The sequence below is a fragment of the Prosthecobacter vanneervenii genome, from assembly GCF_014203095.1.
GTDB classification, from domain to species: Bacteria; Verrucomicrobiota; Verrucomicrobiia; order Verrucomicrobiales; family Verrucomicrobiaceae; genus Prosthecobacter; species Prosthecobacter vanneervenii.
This window is the reverse complement of the sequence record NZ_JACHIG010000002.1, coordinates 53,695-79,153: the sequence shown is the minus strand read 5'-3', so window position 1 is coordinate 79,153 and position 25,459 is coordinate 53,695. Positions and strand designations below refer to the sequence as shown.

Sequence of the window (25,459 nt, the reverse complement as noted above, 5' to 3'; positions counted from 1 at the left end):
TTGGAAAGTGGTTCGGCTGATGCCGGACCTCTTTCTTTTAGCTATCACTGCTAAACTGGCTTGCGTTGATCTATTTGACTCGCAGCAGCAGCTGGAATGCAGCTGGCAGGCTTTACCCACAGGCTCCCACCATCGCCTTCAGCTCTTTCTGCACCCGCGTCTTGAGCTCCGGTGGTCCCAACACCTGGGCCTTGCTACCCCAGCTAAGCACCCAGCGGGTGATCTTCTCCAGGCCGGAGAGTTCAGCGCGGAACTCGATTTGACTCCCCTCTTCATCCTACTGGTTGGATCGAGTGCTTCGTGACGGCGCCACGAAGTATCGTCACCACAACTTGCTCAAGCGATGAGATTGCAAACGCCACACACACAGTGATTGATGGTCGAATGCACCTTTCCCTTGAGGTGATGCAAAGCTTGAATGACTGCATAGTTTATTATCAAAGTGAAAAGCTTCATGACTCATTGAGCGCGCATGAGTATGAATTGTTTGCGCAATTGGCCCAGGGAATGCCTTTCAAAAAAAGGCTCATCTAATTTGAACTTGTGCGCGAGGACTGTTGCCGTGCATCAATTTACCATCAGCAAAAAGACCTGCATCAAGTCTGCTGCATTGAGCACGGTCTGCTAAAAATGCCGGCTGAAAAGGTCGGCAGGGTGACCAGCGCCTGCCTTACCATGGTATGGAAGCGATGGCATTCTCAGAAAAACGCCATCGTTTCCGCCACTGCCCGTGTCTGCCAGCTACACACCGTCTGAAATCATGGAGTCGAGCAGTTTCTGGCCTAAGGGCGTGGGTTTCATGTACTCATTCAAAATGGCCACCCCCGATTCAAACTGCATGGCAAATTCCTCCGTTTCAGCCCCTAGACCGAGGTCTGGATACCTGGCATGCAACCGCGCATGCACACGCCGGTTTCGGAAAAGCACAAAGGTGGCGTGCAGCACCTGAAACATCGGACGCGGATCTGGTCGCAACGGCGAGCGATTGATCTCATTGGGGTTGGTTAGCAGAGGGTCGAAAGCCATCAGCGCATTGAGGTGCAGGTGAGAGCATTCATGCACCAGGTGCTCCAGAAACCAGGCGAGTGCCTTTTCCGGAGCAGGCACCTTCAACCAGATGGCCCCAAAGGCCTTCGGAGAGCTCAGTCCTTCAATGCCGGAACCGTCAAAGAGCTTGATCAGGCCCACATGAGTCCGAATTTCGTCATGCATGTCTTGATCAACCTGCCGGATGAAATCGAGTGCCTGTGTCAAAGCATTCTGATGCGGAGTCAGGTCTGCCTCCAGAAGGGGGAAAAACTCCAGCGGTGCCACGCCGGCCACCTGGGTGTTGCGGATTTCTCGAAGCAAAGATGCCTCCCAGGCGTGGGAGGCCACGGACTCCACCGGGAGCTCATCGTGGCACCAGTCTTCCGGCTTGTCACCAGACCAGGCCTGGAGGGTGTCAAAGACGCCATACCCGTCCTCAAAAGACATCGCTTCCATCAGTGTGGCAAGCCGCGCAAACATCTTGGGCGAAATTCTTCGCCGGGTATCCAGCTGGGCCACACGCTCCATCAGCTGGGGAAGACTCCGCCCCACGCCTTCAGCAGCGGCCTCCAGCGCCATCCTGGCCTGGTGCTGCCAGAACTGTCTGAAGGCCGTGGCCAGCTCCCGCGTTTTTCCGGCAGATGGCACGGCGCTGAACCACGTCTCGTCCACGCCTTGGGACGGTTTGGAAATCATCGAAACATAGGGACTGCCTGCGACCATGCTCATAGAGTAAATTACCTTCTGCTGTTTTGTTTTGGGTGGGGGGCGCTGAACGTGCGCTCTCTAGGGCATCGGAGGAAAGGGCGTGGCTGCAAAGGGAGACGGTGTCCCGGCAGGTATCTTGGGATCTTTGCCCCAGGTCGGGTAATCGTCTGTCAGGGTCTTCAGGAAGGACACAACATCTGCCTCCTCCTGGTCCGTGAGACCGAGGGCTCCCAGTTCGACATCGTTTACGTTGGCTGGGACTTCGGGTGCGGGCCACCCTGCGGTGCCAAAACCTGCTGCCTGATTGGACGCCACCCGGCCGAGCACGTCCCGGGTATTGTAGAAGTGCACAATCTGCTCCAAGGTGGTGAAGACACCATTATGCCCGTACGGAGCGGTGACGGCGATGTTTCTCAGGGACATGACCTTGTGCTTTCCCACCTCACCACCAAAGGTGATGTCAGCGACGTCCGCACGCCCGCCGAGGCCAAGGTTTGGCTCCGGGTTTCCAGGAATGCGGGTATTTCTTGGCGCGCCGATATTGTCATAAGAAAAGTCGGTGAACAGAGGCGGGAACGGCGTGCCATCGGTGGCGACGGTCGGGTTTGAAACGTGGCAGCCCGCGCACTTGGCCTTGCCGGTAAAGAGGTTCAGCCCACGGACCTCCTGCGGTGCCAGCTCTATCCTGCCGGCAAGATAGAAGTCGAACTTGGAGGTGAAGCGGTTAAACAGACGGCTCTTTTCAAACTCGGCGATCGCATGCGTGAGGGCTGCAAACACGGCCGCCACACCTGCAGGTGCCTGGGCAGACGCTGCAGCTCCCTCCCGCTCGGGTATTGAGTCCAGATCTAATTTGTAGAGCGTGGCAAACGCACGCCGGTAGTAGGGGTTGCCTTTCAGGCGCGAGACGACGGCCCACTGGCTAGGCATGGCCATTTCCACAGGATTGAGAAAGGGCATTCCAGCCTGGGTCTTGAGGTCCGGTGCGCGACCATCCCAGAACTGTCCGCCGAAGAACAGTCCCTGGGTGCCGTCCCACTGAAACGCAGGGCTGAAGGCAGCATAACCGGATGCAGGGGCGTTAAGTCCGCCAAACCTGCCTGGCACCGATCCTTTGGACACAGGGGTCAGGAGCTCCACATTGGCGGGGTCCACAAATCCGGCCGCGCCCAAGGGCTCATGTGTGATGTGGTCTTTGGCAGGCTGCAGACTGTGGCATGAAGCGCAGGATTGATTGCGGAGCAGCGAGAGGTTCTTGTCAGAGTACAGGGTGGCTCCCAGGCTCTGCTCATTTGTCACAGGGGACTGTTTGGCAATGTGCTTCCCACTGTTTCGTTTGAGCCAGTCACGAAAGAAACCGATTTCATTTTTCGGCATGGGTCGTTCCGCCGGGGCCAGGGTTGGCAACCCAGTTACTACAAGCGCACTCAATACAACTGTTCTGAAAATGTATACCATAGAATATCATTGTTATTAAATTTATATTATCTAACAATATGTTGATTGGGTTACTACAAAGCATTTGAGAGAGAGGGCATTCGTTCCAGCCTCAGCTCACATGAGGTGCATCCTCAATGGAGCAGCTCATCAGGCAGAGAATGGGTGAAGCTGCTTCCAAACTTCCTGATGTTTGTGGTGCTGTGTGTTGTTACCTCAGCGGCCCCGTCTGCTGCATAGGTGCTGGCGCTGCGGCAGCCTGAGCTTGCGTTCCAGATGCGCGAATGCTTCGCGTTTGTGCGCCGGCCACCACTTTCCCTCCACCAGTTCATTGCGCATCGCGTTGTCTGGACCTTGGTCGGCTAAGAGGTTCTTCAGCCTGTTGTTCTACCACTCCGGCTCTACCAAAACAACAGCCATCAACATCATGCGCATGTCTCTTCCTGAGCTACAGGTAACAACCGGAAACCTCCTGAAACGATCAAGACGCTTTTACTCATGGCATGGAGTTTGTATGGTCGAAAAAAACTGCTGTTTTCCCAGAACTCCATGTGCGTGGAACTGCCCGGTCAAGTTATCACGAACACATGCCGACATGATCTGCGTCATCCATCATGTTACAGATTGCTCTATATCGAGGGTGCCCCCAATGCCATAGCGCTTCCGCCAATTGACTTTCACTGGGGCCATGAGCGCTTCTTCAAGAAGCCGGCTTCATTTACAGTCCCCCTGAAAGCGGTGGTGGTGGTCCCATTGCGTTGACAGGATGAAGGCAAATTTTCGACCTCTTTTTTCGGGGCCCTGTGATTGGCTTATGAATCACTAGAAGGTGCAATCCTCTAAGGATCAGCATCACCCTCACGTTCTTCAAGGCTGGAAAATGAGAGGGGGCTTCCATACAAGCCTGAAGCTGCAACTTTTGCGCTATCCGGCAGCAAATGCTGCCAGAGCATCATGGCCATCGGATAACAAGCTCCCTCGACCACCAGCTTTTGAATCCGATTTTCGTCTTGCTCTCGTTCATTCATTTTGTAGTTCCTAACTAGGCATCGCCTGTTCGATCCATGCCAAGAGCTTGATGGGTTATCCCAAATCACTCACCCTATCCGATGGAGGGAAAGCATTTTTCTCACGGCCCTCCCTGCCGCGGAAACATGCGGTAAAGATGCTCGTGGCGTTCCCGCAGCCGCAGCAGCACCGCCGCATTGGATCGGCTTTCGTCTTCTGAATTTCTGGTTTGTGCGGCAGTGGTGGACTCCATGGCTGAGGGCGTTGTACCGGGCTTTGCCAGGCTGTTTTCGAAAGTGGCTCCGGCGTCCAAGACGACTCCGGGGCGCAGAAGTGCGGCGCGGGAGTCCACAGAGGTAGGTGCCTGCACCCCTGCCACGGCTTGCTGAGCAGCAGGCTGCTGTGGCGAAGACTGCGGGGGCTGCGGGACCTCGGATTCCTTCTGCTGAGCGATCCAGGCCCCCTGCCCGTTGAGTTGCACGCGCACACGGGCATCGACAATAGATTCGGCATTCTCCATTTCCACGACCTGCATCACCCCAGCCTCAGCGGGCTCATTTTGTTTGACGATAAAGGTCTGCGTGGTGTCCGTGCGATACAGGTAAACGTAAAGCTGCCCGTCCACCTCTGACCAGCCAGAAAGCTGCAGATTGGCTGCCCAGTCGGCGTTTTCGACCGTGGGCACGTTAGGTTTGACCTCATGCGTGGTGAAGAGGGAGCGCGTCCAGAGTGCCTGGTAGCCTGCCAGTGGCTTGGGCTCAAACGATGGCTGTTCCGTCTCCTGGGCATGCAAGGCGCCGGCCGCCAATGCGGCAAAAAGCGGGGCGGAGAATCGGTGGAACATTGCAATGAAACAATTGTAAAGACTGCTGTTGGCGGGGGGGCATGACGCCCCCCCGCGATTTTACAGGACGGGGTTACTTCTTGGTGGTGGCAGTTTCGATGGTATTGATGCCGCCCTGGTTGGAGGTCACGATCACATCGCACGGAGCAAAGGGAAGCACTCCCGTGGTGTAGTTGAAGCCCGACTTGGTGGTCGTCAGCGGACCGTCAACGGTGTTGATGGTGAGCAGTGCACCGTTGTCGGTGGAGTTTGCATTCACGGTCAGCACCTTCGTCGTGTAGTTGTACACGCAGGATGCGAGGACGATGTTGTCAGTCACCGGAAGGGTGAAGACCCCGCCCTGTCCATCGGTAACGGTCACAGCCGTCGGCATGGCTGCACGTGTGGCATACTGGGCGCTCTGATAAGAGTACTGGGTGCCACTTCTGTTCATCACCGCCGGCGTAACCGCCGGAGCGCTCAGGACCCCGTTCGTATTCACCGGAGGGGCGAAGTACACATTCAGCGTAGGCTGGGCCACCGTTGAGGCGGGGGCGCCGGGCAAGCGGCTGGCGAGCGTGCTAGGCGCAATGGCGCAGACGTCCACACGACGATCACCCGGTGCTGCCGAGACGAAGGTGCGGGAGGCGCGGATGATCTGTGTCAAACTGGGCATGGCACCGGTCTTGACGCGGCCAAAGAGGTTGAAGTCTGTGGATTCGCTGAGGAGGACCGGAGCAGGCGTGACGTTGTTCACCGGAGGCCCCACATACCAGATGCGGCAGGCGTTGCGGTTGGCACCCAGGGGGCTGCCGGTGACCTTGGTCAGAGCGACCGGGTCTGCCAGGTAGCTGCGGCCTTCAAAGGTGACCGGAGGCAGCTCTGCACCACCAGGGGTGGCCGAGGCCGTGAGGTAGGGGCCCACTTTGCTGTTGAGCGAAAGCTGGAATCCCGCCGGAGCTGGGGCCAGTCCGACATCCTCAGTGTTGAAGATGCGGTCTCCAGCTTTGATGGTGGTGAACGTGGTGGTGCTATAGGGAGTCTCGATGATGTAGTCGCCATCATAGGGTACTCCGCGCCAGTCGATGCGGATGCGGGTGAACGCGATCTGATCGCCCGGCTTGGTGACGCCGGTGGCGAAGCTGGCTTCTTGAGCACAGCTGACCGTGCAGCGGCCAGTTTGAGCGCCAGCCCCCGCAGAGACGGGGACGTTCATGATGCAACGGGCCATGTAGTAGAAGTGCTCCACAAACCAGGAGGTGGGGAAGACTTCGGGATACACGGTGTCCGTGGGCAGGAGTACATCGTAGCCGGCGGTCAGTTCAGCCAGGCTTTTGGGCGTCAGCAGTTCCAGAGCCAGGCCCGTCTTATCCTGATACCACTGTGGGAAGCCGTTGATGGGATCGATGGGCCCCGAGCGCTGGAGGCCGACATTGGCGCCAGTGGAGATCACCGAGTTAACAGGCTGGGCATTGGCGGTCGTGAAGACCGTGGCCGTGAGGCCCATGGCGAGAAGCGAGCAGGCAAAGCTGCGCGCTGATGTTTGATATTTTGATTTCATTTCAGTTTAAGAGCGTGATTGCGTGAGCTGACGATTGGCGTGTTGTTTGTGTGCTACTGATCAGGGTTTTTTGTTTGGTTTGGTTTGGTTTTCTTGATCTTCCCTCTTCGTGGCGAAGGAGGAAGATTTCGGAAAGGGGGAAAAGTGTGGGGCATGTGCGCGCATTCCCGGGCCTCAGCAGCGGGGCGCTAATTGGGTGTGAGGTCAGGTTCGATGGCGGCGGAGGCACGGGAGCCATCGGGTGCGACCATCACCACCCGCAGCTTAACAGGAGCTGTTCCGAGCACGGGGGCGGCTGTGAGAGGGGTGTCGATGCGGAAATTCCACACGCCAAACTTGGGGAGAGTGGCATCCGGTATGGGGGTGGCGTTTCCGAGCAGCGTCTCCACAAGACCATCCACGCGGAAGATTTGAATTTCCGGCAGGCCACCATTTCGAGCATGGTAGAAGCCGCGCATGGTCACCTCATCCCCACGTTGCGTGCTGGGGCCGCGCTCCCGGCACTGTGCACGAATGATATTGATTTGAGAGTTCGGGTTCACCAAGGGGAAATCCCCAGTGAGCTCCAGAAGGAATGTTTGGAACTTGCCGCTGGCATAGTAACCTTCCGCAGCGGCATTCGTACCCAACGGTATCGTCGGAGCCGTGATGGCAAAGCCGAACTGATTCACCATGCTGAAGGGTATGCGGGCATCGGTGCCGGGAACGATCTCACTGTTTAGAATGCACAACGGCGAGGCCTGGGTGACCACGCCGATGAGCACATTTTCCGCAGGTTCCACAACCATGTCTGTGGCTGTGAAGGTGCCTGCAGCGACATCCACCACCCCATTGACCAGTGCAGTGCCTCCGATAAATCCAGGCTGTGAACGTCCCGGCAGCCGTGTGCGCAAGGCCAGCTGGCGCAAGGTCAAGCTGCGGGATGGAGAACGCACAGGCGTACCTACTGGCACCGTCACCGTCACGCCGATGACGGTCATGACCACACTCCCATCAGGCTGAAGTGTGATGCTGGAAATGGGGCCCTCCGTGTAACCTGGAGTCGTCGCTGGCACTGGCGTGACCTGGGCACGGGCCGACTGCGCGGTCATGAGGACCAGCAGGAGGCTCAGCACGGAAACGAATGCTTTCATTACAAGGAGGGGTGGGGTGGTGAATGCGGCAATGGGCTCAGCGGATAGGAGCGCTGGTCCAGTAGACCTGCCGGGTGCTGGAAAGCGGCTTGCCTGAGTCGTCCAAGGTCTTCACTTGAGGGCCGTAGATCTGGATGACCTTGCCACGCAGGAAATCGTCATTCAGTTCTGGCATGCGGGCGCTGTTCAAAAAGAGCCCATTGATGCTGCCCTTTGGCTGAGAAGCCGGAGCATCGGTGGCGCTGGACTGTTCTTCCCAGGTGATGATTCCGGTCTCTGCTGCAGCCACGGCACCATCGGCGCGTTTGTCATCGGCGGCAGGTGCGGACCATAGCGCGGCGGCGGCCCGGGCCTGCTCGGCATTGGCATAGAGGGCAAAGCGCAGACGCTGCTTTTTCGGCAGATTGCCGATGATTTCGCCATTTTCGAGGTCGGCCGTGGCCGTCCCAGGCAGCTTTTCAAAGCCGTTCACACGCACGTCTAGAATGTGCTGCCCTCCTTGATTCCGGTGCACGGCTTCCGGGACGAGGCCTGATGTCTGAGCTGCCTGCTGAGCCGCGCCAAAAGACACCCTGTCCTCCTGTCCATTCGTCTGGGGTGCAGACTGGGCAGGGGCCGTCAAGGCTGAGATGGTAGGAATCAAAGCGCCTGAGGAGGTGGCAATCACATCATCAGCACCATGTCCTCTGCGGGAGTCGGAGGCGTGATCAGCACCGCGTGCTTGGCGGACGTCGGTCGTGGCAGCAGCAGCGTTGTCGGCACCGCGTGCTTGGCGAACGTCGGTCGTGGCAGCAGCAGCGTTGTCAGCACCGCGTGCTTGGCGAACGTCGGTCGTGGCAGCAGCAGCGTTGTCGGCACCGCGTGCTTGGCGGACGTCGGTCGTGGCAGCGGCAGCGTTGTCGGCACCGCGTGCTTGGCGGGCAGCGGCAGCGTTGTCAGCACCGCGTGCTTGACGGACATCGGTCGTGGCAGCGGCAGCATTGTCAGCACCGCGTGCCTGACGGACATCGGTCGTGGCAGCGGCAACGTTGTCAGCACCGCGTGCCTGACGGACATCGGTCGTGGCAGCGGCAACGTTGTCAGCACCGCGTGCTTGACGGACGTCGGTCGTGGCAGCGGCATCGTTGGTCACCGCTTGAGCGATGCGGTCAGTGATGGCGCGACGCACTTCCACCTCAGCTGCGTTGGCGCTAAGATGGGATGATTGGCTGCCAAGCACTACGGCTGCAGCGAGGATGAACGAGGTGTTTGGTTTCATTGGGTTTTGTGGTTTGCATTTGCAATGTCGGGTGCGTGTGAGGCACCAAATTCAGAGGCGCTGGCATGGCTCAGCGGCGGCGGCGCAGGAGTCCCAGTCCGGCTAGGAGCAGCAGCAGGGCAGATCCGGGCTCGGGCACCGAAACAGCCATCAGGTTGAGGTCGTCGAAGTAGTGGGCTGAGTCCGTGCTGCCGGCGTTAAGGTAACCGCCTTCAAGGTTCCAGTTGAGGGAACTGAGCTGCCCCGGATGAAGTCCCAAGGCTGCGTCCGCGATCAGTGTCCGGTCTGCCTGCAGTGTGCCCTGCGCATCATCAAAGCCTTGGCCGCTCAGGCTGAAAGTGTCAGCGTCAGTATTGATGAGGAGAGAGAGCTCCGACCAGCCGTGATTGCCAAAATGAAGGTCCGTCGTGATCCATGCGCTCTGGCCATGGAGGCGATACTGCAGAAAATCACTGCCGGTGTAGCCGATCTCGATGAATGCGGCCCCGCTGGCGTCGTTCAGCGCCAGGTCAAAGACGTTGTTCGTGTAGGTGTTGTCAGTCGCGGAGGGATCCAGCCACAGGCTGAGCTGGTAGGATGAGGCCGTGGCGGCTCTTTCCAGCGCATCCAGCGCATAGCCATAGACGATGCGGTCATCCATGGCACGCAACGCCAGGCTTTGCTGTCCGCTGTGGGCTGTCACAGAAGTGGCTGCCGCATAGTCAGAGCCCCAGCCGTCCCAGGGGCCGGCAAAGTCATCCTCCACAATGCGGCCGCCGTAGAGGGAGGTCCACAGGCCGGTGTTATCTTTGATGTCGCTCGGCAGCCCGCCAGTATAAGCGCCCGCATTGTAGCGGCTCACATCGGGTCCGTAGCGGAAGTCCGGCGCCAGAGCTGCGAGGGTGACGTTGTAGTACTCCGCAGTGGGCAGGTATCCGTTGAGAGTGAACTCCCCTGCATTGACCAGCACCTGGTCGGACAAGACGCCGCCGTTGAGGCTGATGTGGTAGCCGTCTGACGCCTCAAAGCCGCCCAAGGCAGCGAGTATGGAGCGTGGCACCGCCGCGCTGGCCAGGATCAAGAGAATGAGGAGTCGGGGATTAAAATGGTATGTCATGGTATTCATTGCTTTTCTCAGCGGACATCCACAATGTCCTCGGTGAAGGCCATGTTGGCTCCGGCACTGGTGTTCACAGCACGGATGACGGTCGGTGCGTTGCCGAGCACGGGATCGGCGGTGGGAAACGTCGTCCCATTGAACCGCCAGAGGCCGTAGTCGGGATAGACCAGACTTCTTGTGGCCACCGCACTGCCAAGGAAGGTGGCCACATTGTTGTCGATGCGGTAGAGGTTGATGCTCTGGGTGAGCGCCGCCTTGTCATGAAAGAAGGTCACCCCGCCGCGAATGTCGAGGGTGTCTCCCTTTTTGGTGTTTGGAATGTTTTCGACGGCACGGGTGACGATGAACGCCACCTGCGGCGCCCTGCTGAGCGGCGGCGCCAGGGTGTCGATGTAGAGGTTGATCGACTGAAAGGTGGAGGCGTCGTCATAGTAGCCTTCGACGCTGGCCGTGGAGCCGACAGTGACCGACGCGAGATCAATCGGAATAGCGAAGCCGTTCATGGCCCCGCGGCTGGGCATGCGGGCATCCATGCAGAACTTCACGGGCATCTGGTTCATCTCCAACAGGCCGCCGGAGTTTTTCGTGATCATGCCCACCACCACATTCTCCGCCGGCTGAACGAGCACATCCACAGCCGTCATGACGCCATTGGCATCCTGGAAGCCTCTGGCGAGTGCGGTGCCGTTCATAAATCCGCGCTGATTGCGCCCCGGCATCTTGGTGATGCTCATGAGCTGGTTGAAAGTCAGCACCGCCATCGGGGTGCGCACTCGGGTGTTCGCATTCAGGATCACGGGCACTCCCATGATCGTCATCAGCACCGTGCCATCGGCATTACGCACGAGCCCCTTGATCGGCCCCTCGGCGATGGTGACCAGGGGCACACCGGGATCCACCACCTGCGAATAAGCGGGCAGCGTGCACGCCAAGAGCAGCAGGAACAGAGAATGAAGCTTTTTCATGTGATTATGAGAAAAAATGTGAGGGCGGCGGAGGCGGGCCAAACCGGGTCCCGCCTCCGCCTCGCGGGTTCATCCAACAGCCAGTCGGGAGAAAATTGAGGAAGCGTGTGAAGGGCGGCGACGGCGCAGCAGCACCAAGGCACTGCTGAGCATGAGCAGCGCAGAACCTGGCTCGGGCACGGGATAGGTGTCAGTGAAGTCACCCACGTAGATGTCCTTGACCCAGAGGTTGCCGTTCGTCTCACGCAGGCCAAAACTGGTGATGGTGGTGTCGAACCCCATCTTTTGAGTGAAGTAGGCAAAGTCCACGTAGCCGTTTTCCGCCCCGGCGGCGGTGCCATCAATGAAGAAGCTGGTAGCTGATGTCATTTCCTGCTCGGAGATGCTGTAGACGCCGTTGCTGGTGTTGAACCACATCATGGGGTCATCGCTGCTCGTATTGAAGCCCTGCGCGTTATAAGCAGAGGAACCAAAAGTGAGCCCGCTGATGGTCAGCGCCAGGCTGTCCAGGCGCGCAGCTCCGTGGAAGTCAAAGACCAGCTCGCTCGCAGTTCCAAGATCCCCACGAATGCCGTCGAGTGAAGTGCCGATGCCGCCGACGAGCCAGTTGCTGTCATGCAGGTAGGCCAAATTGCCAGCCGTGCCGTTTCCGAGGGAGCCCGCGCCGCCATAGATGTCTGTGATGCCAATGCGGCTGCTGATGTCGAGCACACCGCCGAAGGTGCTGATCGTAGGTCCCAGCGTGGTGGTGCTGCCATAGTCAAACGTGTTCCAGCCAAGATTGGTCTGGGCCGGAGCCATGGTCGCCGCAATGAAGAGCGCGCTGAGGAAGATGAGGAGGAAGATGAATCTCTGGAGAGTCTGCATGAGCGTGGAGTCTTGAGGTGAGGGTGGCGCACTCAGCGCTTGGAGGTTTTTTCCAGGCTGCGGATGTCGTAATGTTCCGCAGCCTTGCCGAGGGCTTTCACTGCCATCTCGCGTGTGAGAGCCGGGGATTGGGAGAGGATCGTCAGGCGTGGATTGCCACCTTCTTTGTTGAGCGTGATCTTCACGTCCTGCACGCCATCCAGCTTGAGCAGGGCCGTCTTCACATTGGTGGCGCAGACGTTGCACACGACGCCGGCCACTTCTCCCTGGTAGCAGAATGGAGCATCACCAGCATCAGACTGGTTCAGCAAAAGACAAAACAGGGCGGCAGGAACAAGGAGGAGCTTTTTCATGGGCGTAGGGAGGCGGTGTCGAGGTTGCGCAGCGGAGCAGCGGCGGGTTCATTCAGGAGGTGGCGGACATCCCGCCGGAGCATCTCGACAGCCGTGGCTCCGATGTCGGGATCAGGATGAAAGACCTGGTAGCGCCCACGCACCTGGCCCTGACGGTCCAGCAGCACGAGGCGGAGGTCGTTCTCGTAGAGATCAAAGGTGTTCAGGCGTTCCTCTTCAGGAATCAGTCTTGCGGGTGCCAGACCGAGCTGATCTTTGGCAAAGGCATGGAGATGCGGACGCTCCACGGTGACAAACCACCAGGGTGCCGCGGTGCCCACGCCGATGCCCTCGGCATACGAGCGGAAGTATTCCGGCGTCTCGCGCTCGCTGGCCGCGCTCATGGAAAGCTGGTGGAAGTCCGCACGTCCGCCGAACTCCTCATTCAGTGCGCGCATGGCGGCGATGACGGCTTTGGAGCCATGCGGGCAGACAGTGTAGAGCTGGCTCAAGACGGTCACTTTCCCGCTCAGCTCCGAGAGACGGACGCCACGGCCCGCACGCTCCACGCCGGTGAGATCTCCTGTGAGCTTTCCCAGCACGGGGATGGTGGCGGCAGTGCCTGCAGGGATGACTGCAGCAGCTGCCTCAGCCTGTGGCTGCCCGGCCGCTGCAGAGCGGGTCTCCAGCACGGATTTTCGATGCTCCTCATAGCGCACCTGCTGGGTCCAGCCAGCGATGCGCTTCAGGCGCTCCATGTTCTGTTCCATCGGACCCGTGGCGGAAAGGAGGGTCCAGCGTCCAGTGGACTGATTCCCCACCACGAGCACAGTGCCATGGGCGCTGGGCTTGCTGTCTTCTTTGCGGGTGATGTCATTCGAGACGAGACCGATCGTCTCGCGCACCTTGAGGATGTCGGCGGCATCTCCAGTGAGAAACTTCCAGTCCGGCATGTCTGGATCTGACGTCTCCACCTTCTGCATGCGGGCGTACCGCGCGATCTTCTCCGGAGTGTCCCGGGCTGAATCCACAGTGATGGAGAGGATCTGGATGCTGCGGCCAAAGCTCTTCTTCAGCTCCTTGCGCATCTGCGCCAGCTTGCTGTTCGTCACGGGACAGGCGTCTTCGCAGTTGGTGTAGAAGAAGCTGATGATGACCGCCTTGTCTTTGATGAGATCGGAAAACAGGCGGAAGTGCCTGCCGTGCTGGTCCACCAGAGGGATGTCTGGCAGCTTGTCGCCATAGCCCCGGCGCATGAGGCGCTGGTTCTCGCTTTGCAGATCATCTCCTGCAGCGAGTGGCGCGGCCTGCATCTTGTGCTGCATGGCCGCCGTCAAAGCTATCAGGCCAAGGAGCAGCTGAAAACGCTTGAAAAAAAGTGGGGAATAGGAAGGCATGAAAGAAACGAAGGGCGGAGGAAAAACTTCACCAATGAAGGCTTCGAACCGGGGCGGCGGATGAATGGGAGGAGGAGGAGCTGCGAAGGCGCTTGCTCAAAAAAGGACATGGGGCACCCCGCAGGGCCGGCGTGCTGGCCATGCAGAGGGTGCTCCGCAGGGAGATGGCTCTCCCTGCGGAGCGGGGGTTTGCATTCGTCTTACGGGAAGAACTGCTGAGGCGGCTGTGGCAGCAGGCTGCCCACGGCGCGCGGGTCGAACTGGTTCATCATCTCGAAGTCTTCATGCTCGTTGTTGTGGCAGTGGAAGACGAACGGGCCTTTGAAGGTGCGGAAGCGCAGGCGGATCTTGATGCTCGAATTGGGTCCGAGTTTTGTGATGTCCTGCTTTTGCGTATCCCAGTAGGGCGGCACTTTACCAGTCGTCAGATTCGCCACCTGCTGGTGGGATTCCAGGTGGATGTGGATGGGGTGCCACCAGCCGCCGGCACTGTTGGTCAGCGTCCACTCTTCCGCCGTATTGATCGTCGGGCAGGCGTTGGCCACGTTCTTGTCGTAGAAGCCGCCGTTCATGGACCAGGCGCCGTTCTTGCGCTCAAACAGGAAGCTGCGGCGGGCCACGATGTCGGAATCAAGGATCTTCTCATGCGGACGCAGCGGTGTGCCGGCGATGATGGAAGCATCTGGATAGGCGGCGTTTTTGGCCACGACGTTGAACTCCAGAAGCTGATGGCTGTAGGCAGGCTTGCCGACGACCACGTTCACGTTTTCAGACTCCAGCGTGCCCGTTGGGCCGGTGCCCGCCGTCTGATCGAGGATGTTTTCGATGTACAGCTTGGTGCCGGGTTTAAACTTGGAGAAGTCGATGATGACATCGGCTCGCTTGCCCGGGGAGATGAGCACGCTCTGTGTCGTTTGTGCCTTGTCAAAAAGCCAGGCATCATGACCGATGTGCAGGTAGCTGATGGTGGCTCCGGCGGCATCAGCCACACGGATGCGGCGCCAGCGGGCTGTGGATCCTCCATGCAGACGGAAGCGGTACTTGCGCGCCTCCACCGTCATTTTCGGATAAGCACGACCATTGACCGTCTCCACATTGCCGATGTAGCCGTTGTGGCTGTTGGAGTCATACCAGGCAGCACCGGCCTGGGTGAAGACACGGTCCGTAAATGTGAGATATTCATCATACGGGTTGTAGTATTCCGGTCCCACATCGGACTTGCCTTTGATGCCAGGCAGCACACCGCGTGTGATGAGGCCCAGCTCCAGATCATCGAAGCCTTTGCAGGTGCCGACCATACCGCGGGCCACGTGGATGGCCGTCATGTCCTGGGCGTGGTCGTGGAACCACATCGTGGAGGGGCTTTCGGAGACATCGGCAATGTTGGTGCCGGGTTTGCGTGGCAGCACGTTCGGGTAATAGTAGTCACGCTCTTCGCCAGGAAGGACAAAGAAGGAGGCGTGGCCGTCTGAATGGCTCGGCCAGTGGCCGCCATGCATGTGGATGCCGGTTTCTTCCGGCAGGTTGTTGGTCACGCGGACCATCGCAGGCTGTCCCACGCGGAAGCGGAACTGCGGCGTCGTGATGTCGGTGAGTCCCGGACCCCGGCCGCACCAGCGCCACAGCGGCGTCTGCAGCCCCATCTTGGTGGGCAGGATCTGCATGTTTTCCACATCCGCATGCATACGGTAGTACTGCACGGGATACTTGCTCCACTCTGCCTCGGGGATCTGCGGAATGTCCTTGCCGCGCACGGCTGGATCCCATTCCGGAGCCACGCCGTGGAAGACCTTGCCCACGCCCACGCCATTGTATTCGGCAGGCTCAGTGCCGGCGCTGAGCGGCGGCACCCACTGGTGGCGGGGCATCTCATCCGTCCAGCGTGGCACCACGGTGTTTTCAATGGCCCCTTTGAAAATCGTTGAGGGGATGGGCAGCGGGACATCGGCGCGGGAGGAGTTGCCGATTCCAAAAACGGATGTGCCGGCTGCTGCGGTGAGCCCTGCCTTGATGAAATCACGACGGCTTGTCTGAGGCTTGGATTCTGATTGCATTGTTATGTATTATTTTATGGTGTTTTATGGTAACTATTTTGTGGTCTTTTGTGGTATTAGCTGAGGTTGGCTTGCGCGTTAGCCCCCACAGGTTGTTATTTTGGGGGAATCAGGCTGCGCTGGTGCTTTTTAGACCTTGGGTCCTGCGGCGCACGGAAGGGTATTCGAGAGAGGCAAGCCACGCGGCCGCCGTCTGGAGCATCTTGGCTTCGGCCAGGTAGCGGGCCTCGGCGGTTGGGTTGGAGACACCCTTGGCGCGCACCACCTTGCTCATCATTTCCAGCGCACGGGCGCGCAGCGCTTTGATGGCGGCATCATGCTGGCCAAAGTGGCGTTTCTCAGAAAAGATGGATCGTTCGGGAGATGCAGGCATGGGTGTTTATTTGGTGGTGAAGTTTGGGGTGCCAGGACCTCCCTTGCGGCCTACGGCAGGGATTTCCTGGAAAATGGTGAGCGCTTGTCCACGCGCGTCTGTCTGGACGCTGCCGTCGGCATTGACGGGGTGGCCATTGGGCACGAGCAGCTGGGGGTGGTCAAAGGGCGCACGCTCATATTTGACCCGGGGGTCCGTCAGGCTGTACAGAAAGGCAATGATGGCCTCTTTTTCCGCCGGAGTCAGCCCCAGCTCGGTGATGTCCACGGGCACATCTGCAATGTTGTTGTCGCGGAAGTCTCCGCCACGGTTGTAGAAGTCCACCACCTGCTTCAGCGTGAGCTGCCCGCCATTGTGAAAATAAGGAGCCGTGAGTTCGACGTTGCGCAGAGACGGTGTTTTGAACGAGCCATCGGCAGAAGGTGCATAGTGCTGGTCGACGGCGAAGATTGGCAGCGGGAGCTCCAATTCCTGCAGCCTGCCGGCGTAAAACAAGCGGGACTCGGAAAGAGGATTGCCAAAGGGATCATTCGCGCCGACGCCGAGATCCTCATGCGTGGGCCGCACGCCGATATTGTAGAAGCCGTTGTCATACACCACATGGTGTCCGGTCGTATTCACCATGCCTGAGGCATCTGCCACGGGCGGCAGCGAGGCGAAAACCATGCGCTCGATCCTCTCTGGCACACTGGCGCGTGCGCCCCGCGTGCCAGGCAGCTTGATCAGCGGATCTCCCGCCACGGCAATCTCGAGGTCATTCAGCTTTGAAACCGTGGCTGCGGAAAATTCGGGCCCATTATGGCAGGAAACACACTTGGCCTTTCCTTTGAACAAATTCAGCCCCCACTTCTGCTGGGGCGTGAGCGCGCCGTCATTTCCCTCTGCATAGCGGTCAAAAGGCGCGTCATTAGACACCAAGGTGGACTCATACATCTGGATGGCGATGCCAAAGAAGAGGGCAAAGTTCCAGCTGGCGTGGTTGTATTGTCTGGCACCCGGGCTGGCCGGAGCAGCCACCACCGCAGGTGCACCTGTAGAGGTGGCATCCACCCAGTGCATGCCCTGCCACCATTTTGGGTGGAAGGCGGCTTTGACCAAATCAAAGTAGGTCTGAATAGACAGGCCTTTGCCAGACGGGTGCAGCAGCTCTCCAAGCAGGCTGTCCTCGGCATGGACCGTCTGCTTTGCCAGCGGACGAAGGGCCAGAACCTTTTTGCCAATGTCTGCAAAGCTGCGTCCCGCAGCCGACATCTCCACGTCACTCAGCGGCGGTCCCACCGCCTGGGATGCCAGGCTGGAGCATCTGAGCCTCACCTGCACCTCCTGCATCGTGTCCGGTGTGGTAGCCTGGATCACAAACGCATTCGGGTCCCGTGTGCCGAAAGGATTGACGCCGTTGAAGACGTCCTGGGCGCGGCCGTCCCAGAAGTTGCGCAAAAAGTACACCGCATTGATGACCGATGGCGTGTTTCTGGGAGCCACGCGCCTGGTGTTCACTCCGCCCACTTGATAAGCGGAATCCGGCACGAGATCACGCACCTCCTCGGATCGTCTGGGGTAAACCCCGCCAAAACGCTCCTTGGTCACCCCTTGAGAGCCTGCAATGTGTGCTGAGTCGCTCAGCACCTGCGAATGCCGGTCATTCGGATTGGAAAGACGATGAAACGGAAAGTCGGATGTCTTCAGCGTGCGGTTGGCACCGCCATCCACCACAGTCACGGGGGCGGGGTGGCCGCTCTCATCCACACGCAGCAGGCTGGGTGCTAGCGTATTGGTGACACGGGTGTCTGCACCAGCGTGGAAATGGCACGTCGCGCAGGAGGTGACTCCGTCACTCCCCACCTGCATGTCCCAGAAAAGGGCCTTGCCCAAAATCTGCGCCTGCCGGCGGTCTTTGACAAATTCTTCGAGGTTCATCGGCCCCGGCACAGGAAGCGTTTTCAGACTCCGCAGCAGCTTGGCCTGCTCGCCGGCGGCAATGATCACCTCGTCCGTTTCTGGCAGTTCCTTGGAAAGGACAAAGCCTTGGGCCAGACAGCTGCCAAATGAACTCAAGACAAGATAGCAAAGGCCCGTGGCCCTGAGCCAGTGGGCTCCACAGCCAAACAAAGACACCCCGCAGGCTGACCACCTGGAGCGGGGAGATGAATTTGTAATGACTGCGTTAGTTTGCATTTATTGATAATTATCCGTAGCTAATTTGAGTGGAATTTATGGTGAATTTGTTTTTGGTGCTAATTATTGGATGGGTTAACTCTGAATTTTGAACCTCTATTCAGTTGCGCGGTTATTCGTTTTCAATGCATCGCGCTTTCTCTCGCAGGATTTCATCACTCGGGAACCCTCTCTCTTAGTTGGAATAAGAAAAACAGCCCCTTAATGAAGTGCTTTTAGGAAGTTCTTTTTGACGGGATCTCGGTTTTTATGCGGGTCGATTTAGACCGGCACGTGGGCAAAAACGCCCTTGAAAAGCCCCCTGTATTGATGAAGCCAGCTCATTTGCCACCCACGTTTTCACGGAAGAACTGGGTGAACTCTACTTCGCAATTAACGGTCTTGTTGGTCCCGGTGGGATTGATCAAAATGTGCGTGACGCCAATGAAAAGCTTAGCCTGCTGGATGTCTTCCAGCCATTCAAAGAAGACTTTTTCCACCACACCGGTCAGTGTGATTTTTACCCGGGTGCAGTCGAAGAAACTTTGCTTTCCATCCAGTGGCAGGCCGTCCGGACCGGTCTGTTTATCGTCTTCCACAAATTCCTTGCCACCAATGCTGAGGCCCCGTTTTTCCGCACGGGCGGTGATGACGCTGAGCAGTTTGGAAGAAGCTTCCTGGTGGCTGGCAAAAACCGGGAGGTGCTCTTCGATCCAGGCATATTTTTCGGCCCACTCCGCGCCGGTGGAGATCGCATGCTCCATGTTGGCTATCTGGTCCGCGAGAGATTCATTCTCTTCGCAGATGGCCCTGTAATTGGAGTAGGCGTACTTGATGGCCCCTCCACCCACAATGACAAGGCACATGAAGGAAAACACCGTCAGCAGAAGCTTTTCACTCTTTTTCATTGGTCAGTAAACAGGGGCTTTCTTGTGGGGGCGTCGTTTGATCACCAGGCCGTTCTTATTCTCGAAACGGCAGGGCCTTGGGCACATCCTCCAGCATGACTCCGCCGAAATTCCTTGTGTCTTTGAACAAGGTGGTGCGGCTGGATTCGATGGAGTTGGGCGTCACGCTGGGGTCCTCGGCTTTGATGATGTGCGGCTGGATGAAAATCAGCAGCTCCTCCCGCTTGTGCTCAGTCGTGGTGGTGCCAAAGAAATTCTTCAGCACAGGGATCCGGCGCAGGCCCAGGGCGCCTTTGCCCTCCTTGCTCGTGCGCTCTGTGATGAGGCCGCCTAAAACGACGGTCGCATTGTTCTTGATGGCCACTTCGGTCACCAGCTGCTGCGTGCCGATGGTCGGCACCGTGTTGCCGGAGATGGTCTGGCTGCCAACGATGTTGTCGTTGATCTGCGCAATGCGCAGGGTGACCTCGTCATCAGAATTGATGAGGGGGATCACCTCCAGCTTCAGCAGCACATCCCGGTAGTCCACGCTGACGCTGTTGTTGACGATGCCGGCCTGAAGTCCGCTGTTGGACAGGATCTGGGCAGGCACCGCGATTTTTTGCCCCGAGGAGATGACAGACTTGGCCGCGTTCTTGGCATAGACGCTGGGCGTGGCCAGAATCTTGAAGTCATTGTTGCTGTCGATCATCTTGATGTAGCTGCTCAGAGAGCCGATCTGCCCGTAGAGGTTGAGGCGGTTCCATGAAAAGTTGACGGCGCTGGAGGCGGACAGCCCGCCGGTGCTGGAAGTGCTGCCCACAAGACCGGAACTGCTGGAGGAGCCGTTGGTCTGACGCAGGCTGAAGTCATCCAGCATCTTCAGGAAATCGAAGCCGTAATTGTAGTTTTGCCCGAGGCTCAGCTGGCCGATGATCGCTGAGATATAAATCTGCTGCGGACGGACATCCAGCTCCTGCAGCAGCTGGTCAATGCGTGCGATGTGCTCGGGGGATCCTGAGACAACAAGACTATTGGACTGGGGGTCTGCGATCAGGAGCGTCTTGCCCACCACCATGGACTCCGGAGCTCCGGCCTCTTCAGGTGCGGAGAGCAGGCTGCGGTTCGCATTGCTGCCGCCGCTTCTTCCATTCAACCCACCCGCAGCGTTGTTGGCTCCCATGGCCATGGCGTTCAGTCCTCGGGAGGCATCGCTTGCGCCGCCAGTCAGGGCGCCTGCTCCCAGCGCATCAGCGTCACTGCCAGGCTGCTTTGTTTTTCTCCGTCCGCCACCGCCGCTTACAGCCCCGCCGTCACCGCTCTGAATGTCCGTGTCTTTAGCCAGTGCGTTGTATGCCACGGAGATGAAGTCCTCCACTTTGAGCCACTTCAGCCGCCGCTTCACAAAGTCGGTGCTGTGGTTTTGCCGGTCTAGCTTTTCCACCAATCCTTTGATGTAGATGATGTCAACCGGCCGCCCAATCACGAGCAGTTCGTTTGTGCGTCGGTAGGGGAAAACCTTGACCTTGCTGCCGCCGGAATTTCCAGAAGTCTCCACCGCGCCGCCGGAGCCTGGAGCACCCAGTTTTTCCCCGGCATTCGCACGTGCCTCCGGCGCAGCGCCTCCCATTTTCTCCTGTTCTCCGAAAATTTCGTTGATGATTTCGGCCACGAGCTCCACGTCAGACCTCTCCAGCTTGATCATTTCATTCTCCACCGATGCAGAAGGCACATCGATGACTTGGGCGATCTCATAGATGGTGCGGATCGTGGCGCTGTTTTCTGTGATGATCAGCGCCGTGTTGTTTGAAACCACCGACATGGCCCCATAGGGATGCATTTTGATCACCTCCTGAAAGGCCTTGGAGGCATCGTCTCCGGAGATGTGCCGCAGCGCGAGGATGAAGTGGCAGATTTCCTCATGGTTCGGAATGTCGCGGATGTTATGGTACACCCTCAGGCCATCTGAGGTCGGGCTTTTGCCTGCGCCGCTGTTGATCAGTTTCGACGTGGTGGAATCCACCTCGATGAGTGCATAGCCATTGAGCAGCAGAGTGGCCTCGATGAAGGCGATCGCGTCGTTTTTAGTCAGCGGCTCGGGGGAAATGATGCGCAGCTGCTCCCCCTTGAGCGCGGAGTCCAGAATGAGCTTTTTCCGCGTGAGGTTGGTATAGAACGGAATGATCGCCTGGATGGGGGCGCTCGGGAAATTGACCTTGATCAAGGCGCTGTCGTTGATCGGCGAATTTCCTTCGCTCTCAGCAACGGGCGAAAAGCCTTCCGCTTTTATCCCTGTCTCCTGGGCAGGCCCTGAGCTCAAAGCAGCCATGCACAGCAAAGACAGTAATGCTCGTTGTGGAACGAGGCAGGGAATAAGGAGGTGCAAAGATTTGGAATGCTGCATAAAAACCACAATAACAATAAATAAAACATTCCCGATCACCTTTAAACAATTGGGGTAACTCAAATTCGGAAGCTATAGCTTCTGGCGCAGTTACTACCCCCTGCCATGCTCAGGCTGAAGTTCATCCACCGCAAAGGTCACCTCATGCGCGCTGCATGGGATGACGTTGCAGCACCTTGAGTCATGTAGGCATTCCTGCGACGCTCCTGCCGATACTCCTGCAGCTAGGCACACCTGTCTTGTGCGGAGATAGCTGGCAAAGATCATACTTTTTCTCCCCCTTGCCTAACCACGGGTTGAGTTAACCCAAACTTGGAAAGAAACAGGTTACCTCAATGCCGGGATCGCAAAGTGCGCTGTATGTTATGTATGTTATTTATAACATCTCTCGTCTTATGTTCATTCCACCTGCGCCGAATTCCGTTTGTGAGATGCAAATCTCTGATGCTGGCAATGTCGGCAGCCTGCCTTGGATCGCACTGTATGCCCTCGACACAGCCAGCAGACTGCTGGGCTGCAACCATGCATGGGTGACGCGTCATCACGCAGACACTTGCAAGATAATGCTCAGGCTGAATGCAGACATGGAACTGGAGCCTCCGCTGGTGAGCCTTCTGGAGCTTGCGTCAAAAAGTGTCCCTGAGGACAATATCATGCTGATGCCTTGGAAGCAGAGATCCCTCCTTTTTGCTGGGCTTTATGCAGGATCGGCTGCAGATCCCTCCTGGTATGTCCTTGGCATGCTGTTTGAGAAATCCTATGAGATGACCGAACGCCGCTCGGGAATCATGGACGGGTTGCGCTGCTGCTTGAAGAACTACTTCAGCCGGATGCCGACGTCCTATGAACAACCAGCGTCTTTCCCCAGCACCCCCATGGTGGCCAACCAGCCCGTGACATGCTGCTGCTGCCGCAAAGTGCATACGCCACAGCATGGGTGGATGCACTGGGACGACCTGCGGCTGATGACCACCGGCCAAGGCAGCTCCCATACCGTGTGCGAGAAATGCGCTGACGAGCTGTATTCTGATGTGCTGCAGAATGGATTGTAGTATTTTTAAAAATCAATGAGAAATAAAGCCACACGTCGAGCCAAAGGCAGTCCTACGCGGATCGCACTGGTGGAGGACGACCCCGTTTACCGTGCCTACCTCTCAGGGCTGCTGAAGAACACACCCGAGGTGGAGCTGGTGCATGCCTGGGAGAGCGCCGAGGCGCTGGTGGCAGACAGGCGCTTTCTGGAGGTGGACCTGCTCTTCATCGATCTGGAACTGCCGGGGCTCAGCGGTGTGGAACTGACCGCGAATCTGCAAAAGCTGCCCACCCCACCGCTGTGTGTGATGCTGACCTCCTCCAGCGAGCCTGAAGACGTCTTTGCGGCCATGCGCAGCGGCGCCTCAGGCTATCTGGTGAAGACGGCGGACCCGGAGATTTTTGCGGAGCGGCTGCGGCAGATCATCCAGGATGGCGTGAGCCTGAGTCCGGTGATCGCGCAGATGCTGATGGATGAATTCCGCCACAACTCGGTTTCGCCCGCGCAGAAAAAAAGCGCGCTGCGCAACCTGACCACGCGTGAGCGCGAGGTGCTGAGCTCCATGGCCAAGCACGGCAACGCCAAAGAGGTGGGTGCCGCCCTGGGCCTGAGCCACGAGACCGTGCGGGTGCACATGAAGAAGATCTACCAGAAGCTGCACGTGAAGTCGAAGGAGGAGGCACTGGAGGTGCTGGCGCAGCAAAAGAAGGATTAGCGCGAGGGCTACGACAGAGGGGATCATCCTGATGCCCTCACGTGGCATGGGGATGTGGAATGGTGTGGTGGCAGCGCGTACGCGCTGGTCTTCGCGTGCGCGAGTGGGACCGGGACGATCCCGCTCCGCCGAAGGCTACGCAAGAAGCTTCGCTGGAGACACGGCGTTGTTTCACAAGACTTGGCGCAGATTGGTGATGGCCTGCCCTGCGGAGGCTTGGAGCTTTTGCGCACAGTCGTCTGGAATAGAGCGAGAGGTGATGGTGAAGTAGATGCATGAGAGGCAGATGGGATCAACCTGCCGGAATGCCCAGCATTCCGCCTGTGCTGCTGATGATGATATTGAACAGGCGTACCTGGGTTGTGCTGTTTTGTGACTCATAATTGACAGCTTAATGAGTTAACTCACAAAACTTCTCCATATTGATTATAACTTCTGCGAAATTGGCAATTCATTAAAATTGCTTTGGCGAACTATGATTGCTTTGTGTCTCACTTCCTTCTCCCAGCGTTTGCTGATATTACTGTGCCTCACCACCGCCGTGGTGCGGGCTGCTGTGATTAATCCAGCATACACCATCGGTTCTGAAGTGCCTGTGACGACGACGACTTACACTGCCACAGGCAGTTCGCTGGGCGCGGTGACCTTGGGTTTTTCGCCCAGCCCAAGCCAGGTGCTGACGGTGGTAAACAATACGGGAATCAGTACGATCAGCGGGATATTCACCGGGCTGGCCGAGGGAGCCAAGCTGAGCGCGGCTTATGGCGGCAATACCTTTACTCTCCGCATCAGCTATGTGGGTGGGGATGGCAACGACATCACCCTGACGCGCGTGGGGGGCACCGCGCAGATACCCAATGGAGGAGGCTACACCTGGACGACCCTGGCGGGAAGCCTGGGTGGCGTGGGCTCGCAAGATCGCACCGGAGCACAGGCTTCTTTTTACTATCCCTTTGGCACGGCGGTGGACAGCTCAGGCAGCATGTATGTGGCGGATACATTCAATCACACGATTCGCAAGGTGACCTCGGCAGGAGTGGTGAGTACGCTGGCCGGAAGCGCGGGAGAATCGGGCAGTGCAGACGGCACGGGAAGCGTCGCTAGGTTTAACAACCCCACTGGCGTGGCAGTGGACAGCGCAGGCAACGTGTATGTGGCGGATAAGTACAACCACACAATCCGCAAGGTGACCTCCGCAGGGGTGGTGAGCACGCTGGCTGGCAGTGCTGGAGTAAAGGGCAGCACAGACGATACAGGCAGTGCCGCGAGGTTCTTTAGCCCCAGCGGGGTGGCAGTGGACAGCGCAGGCAACGTTTATGTAGCGGATCTGGGCAACCACACGATCCGCAAGGTGACAGCGGCTGGGGTGGTGAGCACGCTGGCGGGCAGCGCGGGGGTGATCGGCAGCGTGGATGATACGGGAAGCGCCGCGAGTTTTAACATTCCCAGCGGCGTGGCAGTGGACAGTGCAGGCAACGTGTATGTGGCAGATAGTGGCAACTCCGTGATCCGCAAGGTGACAGAGGCAGGAGTAGTGAGCACGCTGGCGGGCAGCACTGAAGCAACGGGCAGCATGGACGGAACAGGCAGCGCAGCGAGGTTTAACAATCCCAGCGGTGTGGCGGTGGACAGCGCAGGCAACGTGTATGTGGCGGATGGTGGCAACAGCACGATCCGCAAGGTGACCTCCGCAGGGGTGGTGAGCACGCTGGCCGGCAGCGCTGAAGCAAGGGGCAGTGCGGATGGCACGGGAAGCGCTGCGAGGTTCAACAACCCCGGCGGCGTGGCGGTGGACAGTGCAGGCAATGTGTATGTGGCAGATTATATCAACAGCGCGATTCGCAAGGTGACAACGGCTGGGGTGGTGAGCACGCTGGCGGGCAGCGCGGAGGTGAGCGGCAGCGTGGATGGCACGGCAAGCAGCGCGAGTTTTAACACCCCCACCGGCGTGGTGGTGGACAACGCAGGCAACGTGTATGTGGCGGATCAATTCAACCACACGATCCGCAAGGTGACAGCGGCAGGGGTGGTGAGCACGCTGGCCGGAAGCGCCGGGGTGAGCGGCAGCGCCGATGGCACGGGAAGCGCCGCAGAGTTTTATTACCCCAGCAGCGTTGCGGTGGACAGCGCAGGCAACGTGTATGTGGCGGATCAATTCAACCACACGATCCGCAAGGTGACAGCGGCAGGGGTGGTGAGCACGCTGGCCGGAAGCGCCGGGG

At 58.5% G+C, this 25,459-nt stretch carries 21 protein-coding genes and 1 pseudogene; 4 read left to right on the top strand and 18 right to left on the bottom strand.

The window, feature by feature from the left end; genetic code table 11:
• Window positions 1-112: 112 nt before the first annotated feature.
• The 8 genes and pseudogenes from HNQ65_RS27095 to HNQ65_RS05510 all read right to left on the bottom strand — a co-directional run.
• Window positions 113-262 (bottom strand): annotated as a pseudogene (locus HNQ65_RS27095) (WYL domain-containing protein); the annotation flags it as partial.
• A gap of 479 nt (window positions 263-741) precedes the next feature.
• Complete coding sequence (locus HNQ65_RS05540; RefSeq protein ID WP_184338504.1) at window positions 742-1,725, bottom strand: aKG-HExxH-type peptide beta-hydroxylase; 984 nt, start codon at window positions 1,723-1,725, stop codon at window positions 742-744.
• 90 nt (window positions 1,726-1,815) lie between these two features.
• Entirely contained in the window at window positions 1,816-3,114 is a 1,299-nt protein-coding gene (locus tag HNQ65_RS05535) for a cytochrome-c peroxidase (RefSeq protein ID WP_184338503.1), read from the bottom strand.
• Between the two features lie 899 nt (window positions 3,115-4,013).
• On the bottom strand, window positions 4,014-4,202 hold the full coding sequence (locus HNQ65_RS05530) for a hypothetical protein (RefSeq protein WP_184338502.1): 189 nt from the start codon (window positions 4,200-4,202) through the stop codon (window positions 4,014-4,016).
• Window positions 4,203-4,303: 101 nt separating this feature from the next.
• Window positions 4,304-5,026: a hypothetical protein gene (locus HNQ65_RS05525; protein WP_184338501.1), complete on the bottom strand. Its 723-nt coding sequence runs from the start codon at window positions 5,024-5,026 to the stop codon at window positions 4,304-4,306.
• A 73-nt stretch (window positions 5,027-5,099) separates the two neighbouring features.
• Window positions 5,100-6,566, bottom strand: coding sequence for a hypothetical protein (locus HNQ65_RS05520; protein ID WP_184338500.1), 1,467 nt, complete (start codon window positions 6,564-6,566; stop codon window positions 5,100-5,102).
• Between the two features lie 188 nt (window positions 6,567-6,754).
• Complete coding sequence (locus tag HNQ65_RS05515; RefSeq protein WP_184338499.1) at window positions 6,755-7,699, bottom strand: hypothetical protein; 945 nt, start codon at window positions 7,697-7,699, stop codon at window positions 6,755-6,757.
• Between the two features lie 37 nt (window positions 7,700-7,736).
• Window positions 7,737-8,321, bottom strand: coding sequence for a hypothetical protein (locus HNQ65_RS05510; RefSeq protein WP_184338498.1), 585 nt, complete (start codon window positions 8,319-8,321; stop codon window positions 7,737-7,739).
• A gap of 57 nt (window positions 8,322-8,378) precedes the next feature.
• On the opposite strand from HNQ65_RS05510, the gene HNQ65_RS05505 reads away from it, so the two are divergent.
• Window positions 8,379-8,903, top strand: a complete 525-nt coding sequence (locus HNQ65_RS05505) for a hypothetical protein (protein WP_184338497.1) — start codon at window positions 8,379-8,381, stop codon at window positions 8,901-8,903.
• 124 nt (window positions 8,904-9,027) lie between these two features.
• Here the strand turns inward: HNQ65_RS05505 and HNQ65_RS05500 are convergent, their stop codons facing one another.
• From HNQ65_RS05500 to HNQ65_RS05455, 10 genes are all read right to left on the bottom strand, one after another.
• Window positions 9,028-10,053 carry a PEP-CTERM sorting domain-containing protein gene (locus HNQ65_RS05500; protein WP_184338496.1) on the bottom strand — a complete coding sequence of 342 codons (1,026 nt, stop codon included), beginning with the start codon at window positions 10,051-10,053 and terminating at the stop codon, window positions 9,028-9,030.
• 17 nt (window positions 10,054-10,070) lie between these two features.
• Entirely contained in the window at window positions 10,071-11,021 is a 951-nt protein-coding gene (locus HNQ65_RS05495; RefSeq protein ID WP_184338495.1) for a hypothetical protein, read from the bottom strand.
• A 69-nt stretch (window positions 11,022-11,090) separates the two neighbouring features.
• A complete protein-coding gene (locus HNQ65_RS05490) occupies window positions 11,091-11,888 on the bottom strand; it encodes a PEP-CTERM sorting domain-containing protein (RefSeq protein ID WP_184338494.1) in 798 nt (265 codons plus the stop codon).
• 32 nt (window positions 11,889-11,920) lie between these two features.
• Window positions 11,921-12,241, bottom strand: a complete 321-nt coding sequence (locus tag HNQ65_RS05485) for a heavy-metal-associated domain-containing protein (RefSeq protein WP_184338493.1) — start codon at window positions 12,239-12,241, stop codon at window positions 11,921-11,923.
• Window positions 12,238-13,617 (bottom strand): SCO family protein, encoded by a 1,380-nt coding sequence (locus HNQ65_RS05480; protein WP_184338492.1) that lies wholly within the window; start codon window positions 13,615-13,617, stop codon window positions 12,238-12,240. The genes HNQ65_RS05485 and HNQ65_RS05480 overlap by 4 nt, the downstream gene beginning before the upstream one ends.
• Before the next feature lie 200 nt (window positions 13,618-13,817).
• Entirely contained in the window at window positions 13,818-15,671 is a 1,854-nt protein-coding gene (locus HNQ65_RS05475; protein ID WP_184338491.1) for a multicopper oxidase family protein, read from the bottom strand.
• A 109-nt stretch (window positions 15,672-15,780) separates the two neighbouring features.
• Entirely contained in the window at window positions 15,781-16,044 is a 264-nt protein-coding gene (locus tag HNQ65_RS05470) for a hypothetical protein (RefSeq protein WP_184338490.1), read from the bottom strand.
• A 6-nt stretch (window positions 16,045-16,050) separates the two neighbouring features.
• Window positions 16,051-18,099: a cytochrome-c peroxidase gene (locus tag HNQ65_RS26810; protein WP_184338489.1), complete on the bottom strand. Its 2,049-nt coding sequence runs from the start codon at window positions 18,097-18,099 to the stop codon at window positions 16,051-16,053.
• A gap of 440 nt (window positions 18,100-18,539) precedes the next feature.
• Window positions 18,540-19,106 carry a hypothetical protein gene (locus HNQ65_RS05460; RefSeq protein ID WP_184338488.1) on the bottom strand — a complete coding sequence of 189 codons (567 nt, stop codon included), beginning with the start codon at window positions 19,104-19,106 and terminating at the stop codon, window positions 18,540-18,542.
• Between the two features lie 55 nt (window positions 19,107-19,161).
• Complete coding sequence (locus HNQ65_RS05455; RefSeq protein ID WP_221306047.1) at window positions 19,162-21,414, bottom strand: secretin N-terminal domain-containing protein; 2,253 nt, start codon at window positions 21,412-21,414, stop codon at window positions 19,162-19,164.
• Between the two features lie 506 nt (window positions 21,415-21,920).
• Between HNQ65_RS05455 and HNQ65_RS05450 the strand changes: the two genes are divergently transcribed.
• The 3 genes from HNQ65_RS05450 to HNQ65_RS05440 all read left to right on the top strand — a co-directional run.
• Window positions 21,921-22,541: a hypothetical protein gene (locus tag HNQ65_RS05450; protein WP_184338486.1), complete on the top strand. Its 621-nt coding sequence runs from the start codon at window positions 21,921-21,923 to the stop codon at window positions 22,539-22,541.
• Between the two features lie 15 nt (window positions 22,542-22,556).
• A complete protein-coding gene (locus tag HNQ65_RS05445; protein ID WP_184338485.1) occupies window positions 22,557-23,237 on the top strand; it encodes a response regulator in 681 nt (226 codons plus the stop codon).
• 511 nt (window positions 23,238-23,748) lie between these two features.
• On the top strand, window positions 23,749-25,459 hold a 1,711-nt coding region (locus HNQ65_RS05440; protein WP_184338484.1), incomplete at its 3' end, for an NHL domain-containing protein.

What these genes read in the sequence shown, in the direction of transcription:
- HNQ65_RS05540 (WP_184338504.1), bottom strand. Translation starts at nt 1,725, where the DNA reads ATGATTTCCAAACCGTCCCAAGGCGTGGACGAGACGTGGTTCAGCGCC.
- HNQ65_RS05535 (WP_184338503.1), bottom strand. Translation starts at nt 3,114, where the DNA reads ATGCCGAAAAATGAAATCGGTTTCTTTCGTGACTGGCTCAAACGAAAC.
- HNQ65_RS05530 (WP_184338502.1), bottom strand. Translation starts at nt 4,202, where the DNA reads ATGAATGAACGAGAGCAAGACGAAAATCGGATTCAAAAGCTGGTGGTC.
- HNQ65_RS05525 (WP_184338501.1), bottom strand. Translation starts at nt 5,026, where the DNA reads ATGTTCCACCGATTCTCCGCCCCGCTTTTTGCCGCATTGGCGGCCGGC.
- HNQ65_RS05520 (WP_184338500.1), bottom strand. Translation starts at nt 6,566, where the DNA reads ATGAAATCAAAATATCAAACATCAGCGCGCAGCTTTGCCTGCTCGCTT.
- HNQ65_RS05515 (WP_184338499.1), bottom strand. Translation starts at nt 7,699, where the DNA reads ATGAAAGCATTCGTTTCCGTGCTGAGCCTCCTGCTGGTCCTCATGACC.
- HNQ65_RS05505 (WP_184338497.1), top strand. Translation starts at nt 8,379, where the DNA reads ATGTCCTCTGCGGGAGTCGGAGGCGTGATCAGCACCGCGTGCTTGGCG.
- HNQ65_RS05500 (WP_184338496.1), bottom strand. Translation starts at nt 10,053, where the DNA reads ATGACATACCATTTTAATCCCCGACTCCTCATTCTCTTGATCCTGGCC.
- HNQ65_RS05495 (WP_184338495.1), bottom strand. Translation starts at nt 11,021, where the DNA reads ATGAAAAAGCTTCATTCTCTGTTCCTGCTGCTCTTGGCGTGCACGCTG.
- HNQ65_RS05490 (WP_184338494.1), bottom strand. Translation starts at nt 11,888, where the DNA reads ATGCAGACTCTCCAGAGATTCATCTTCCTCCTCATCTTCCTCAGCGCG.
- HNQ65_RS05485 (WP_184338493.1), bottom strand. Translation starts at nt 12,241, where the DNA reads ATGAAAAAGCTCCTCCTTGTTCCTGCCGCCCTGTTTTGTCTTTTGCTG.
- HNQ65_RS05480 (WP_184338492.1), bottom strand. Translation starts at nt 13,617, where the DNA reads ATGCCTTCCTATTCCCCACTTTTTTTCAAGCGTTTTCAGCTGCTCCTT.
- HNQ65_RS05475 (WP_184338491.1), bottom strand. Translation starts at nt 15,671, where the DNA reads ATGCAATCAGAATCCAAGCCTCAGACAAGCCGTCGTGATTTCATCAAG.
- HNQ65_RS05470 (WP_184338490.1), bottom strand. Translation starts at nt 16,044, where the DNA reads ATGCCTGCATCTCCCGAACGATCCATCTTTTCTGAGAAACGCCACTTT.
- HNQ65_RS05460 (WP_184338488.1), bottom strand. Translation starts at nt 19,106, where the DNA reads ATGAAAAAGAGTGAAAAGCTTCTGCTGACGGTGTTTTCCTTCATGTGC.
- HNQ65_RS05455 (WP_221306047.1), bottom strand. Translation starts at nt 21,414, where the DNA reads ATGGCTGCTTTGAGCTCAGGGCCTGCCCAGGAGACAGGGATAAAAGCG.
- HNQ65_RS05450 (WP_184338486.1), top strand. Translation starts at nt 21,921, where the DNA reads ATGCAAATCTCTGATGCTGGCAATGTCGGCAGCCTGCCTTGGATCGCA.
- HNQ65_RS05445 (WP_184338485.1), top strand. Translation starts at nt 22,557, where the DNA reads ATGAGAAATAAAGCCACACGTCGAGCCAAAGGCAGTCCTACGCGGATC.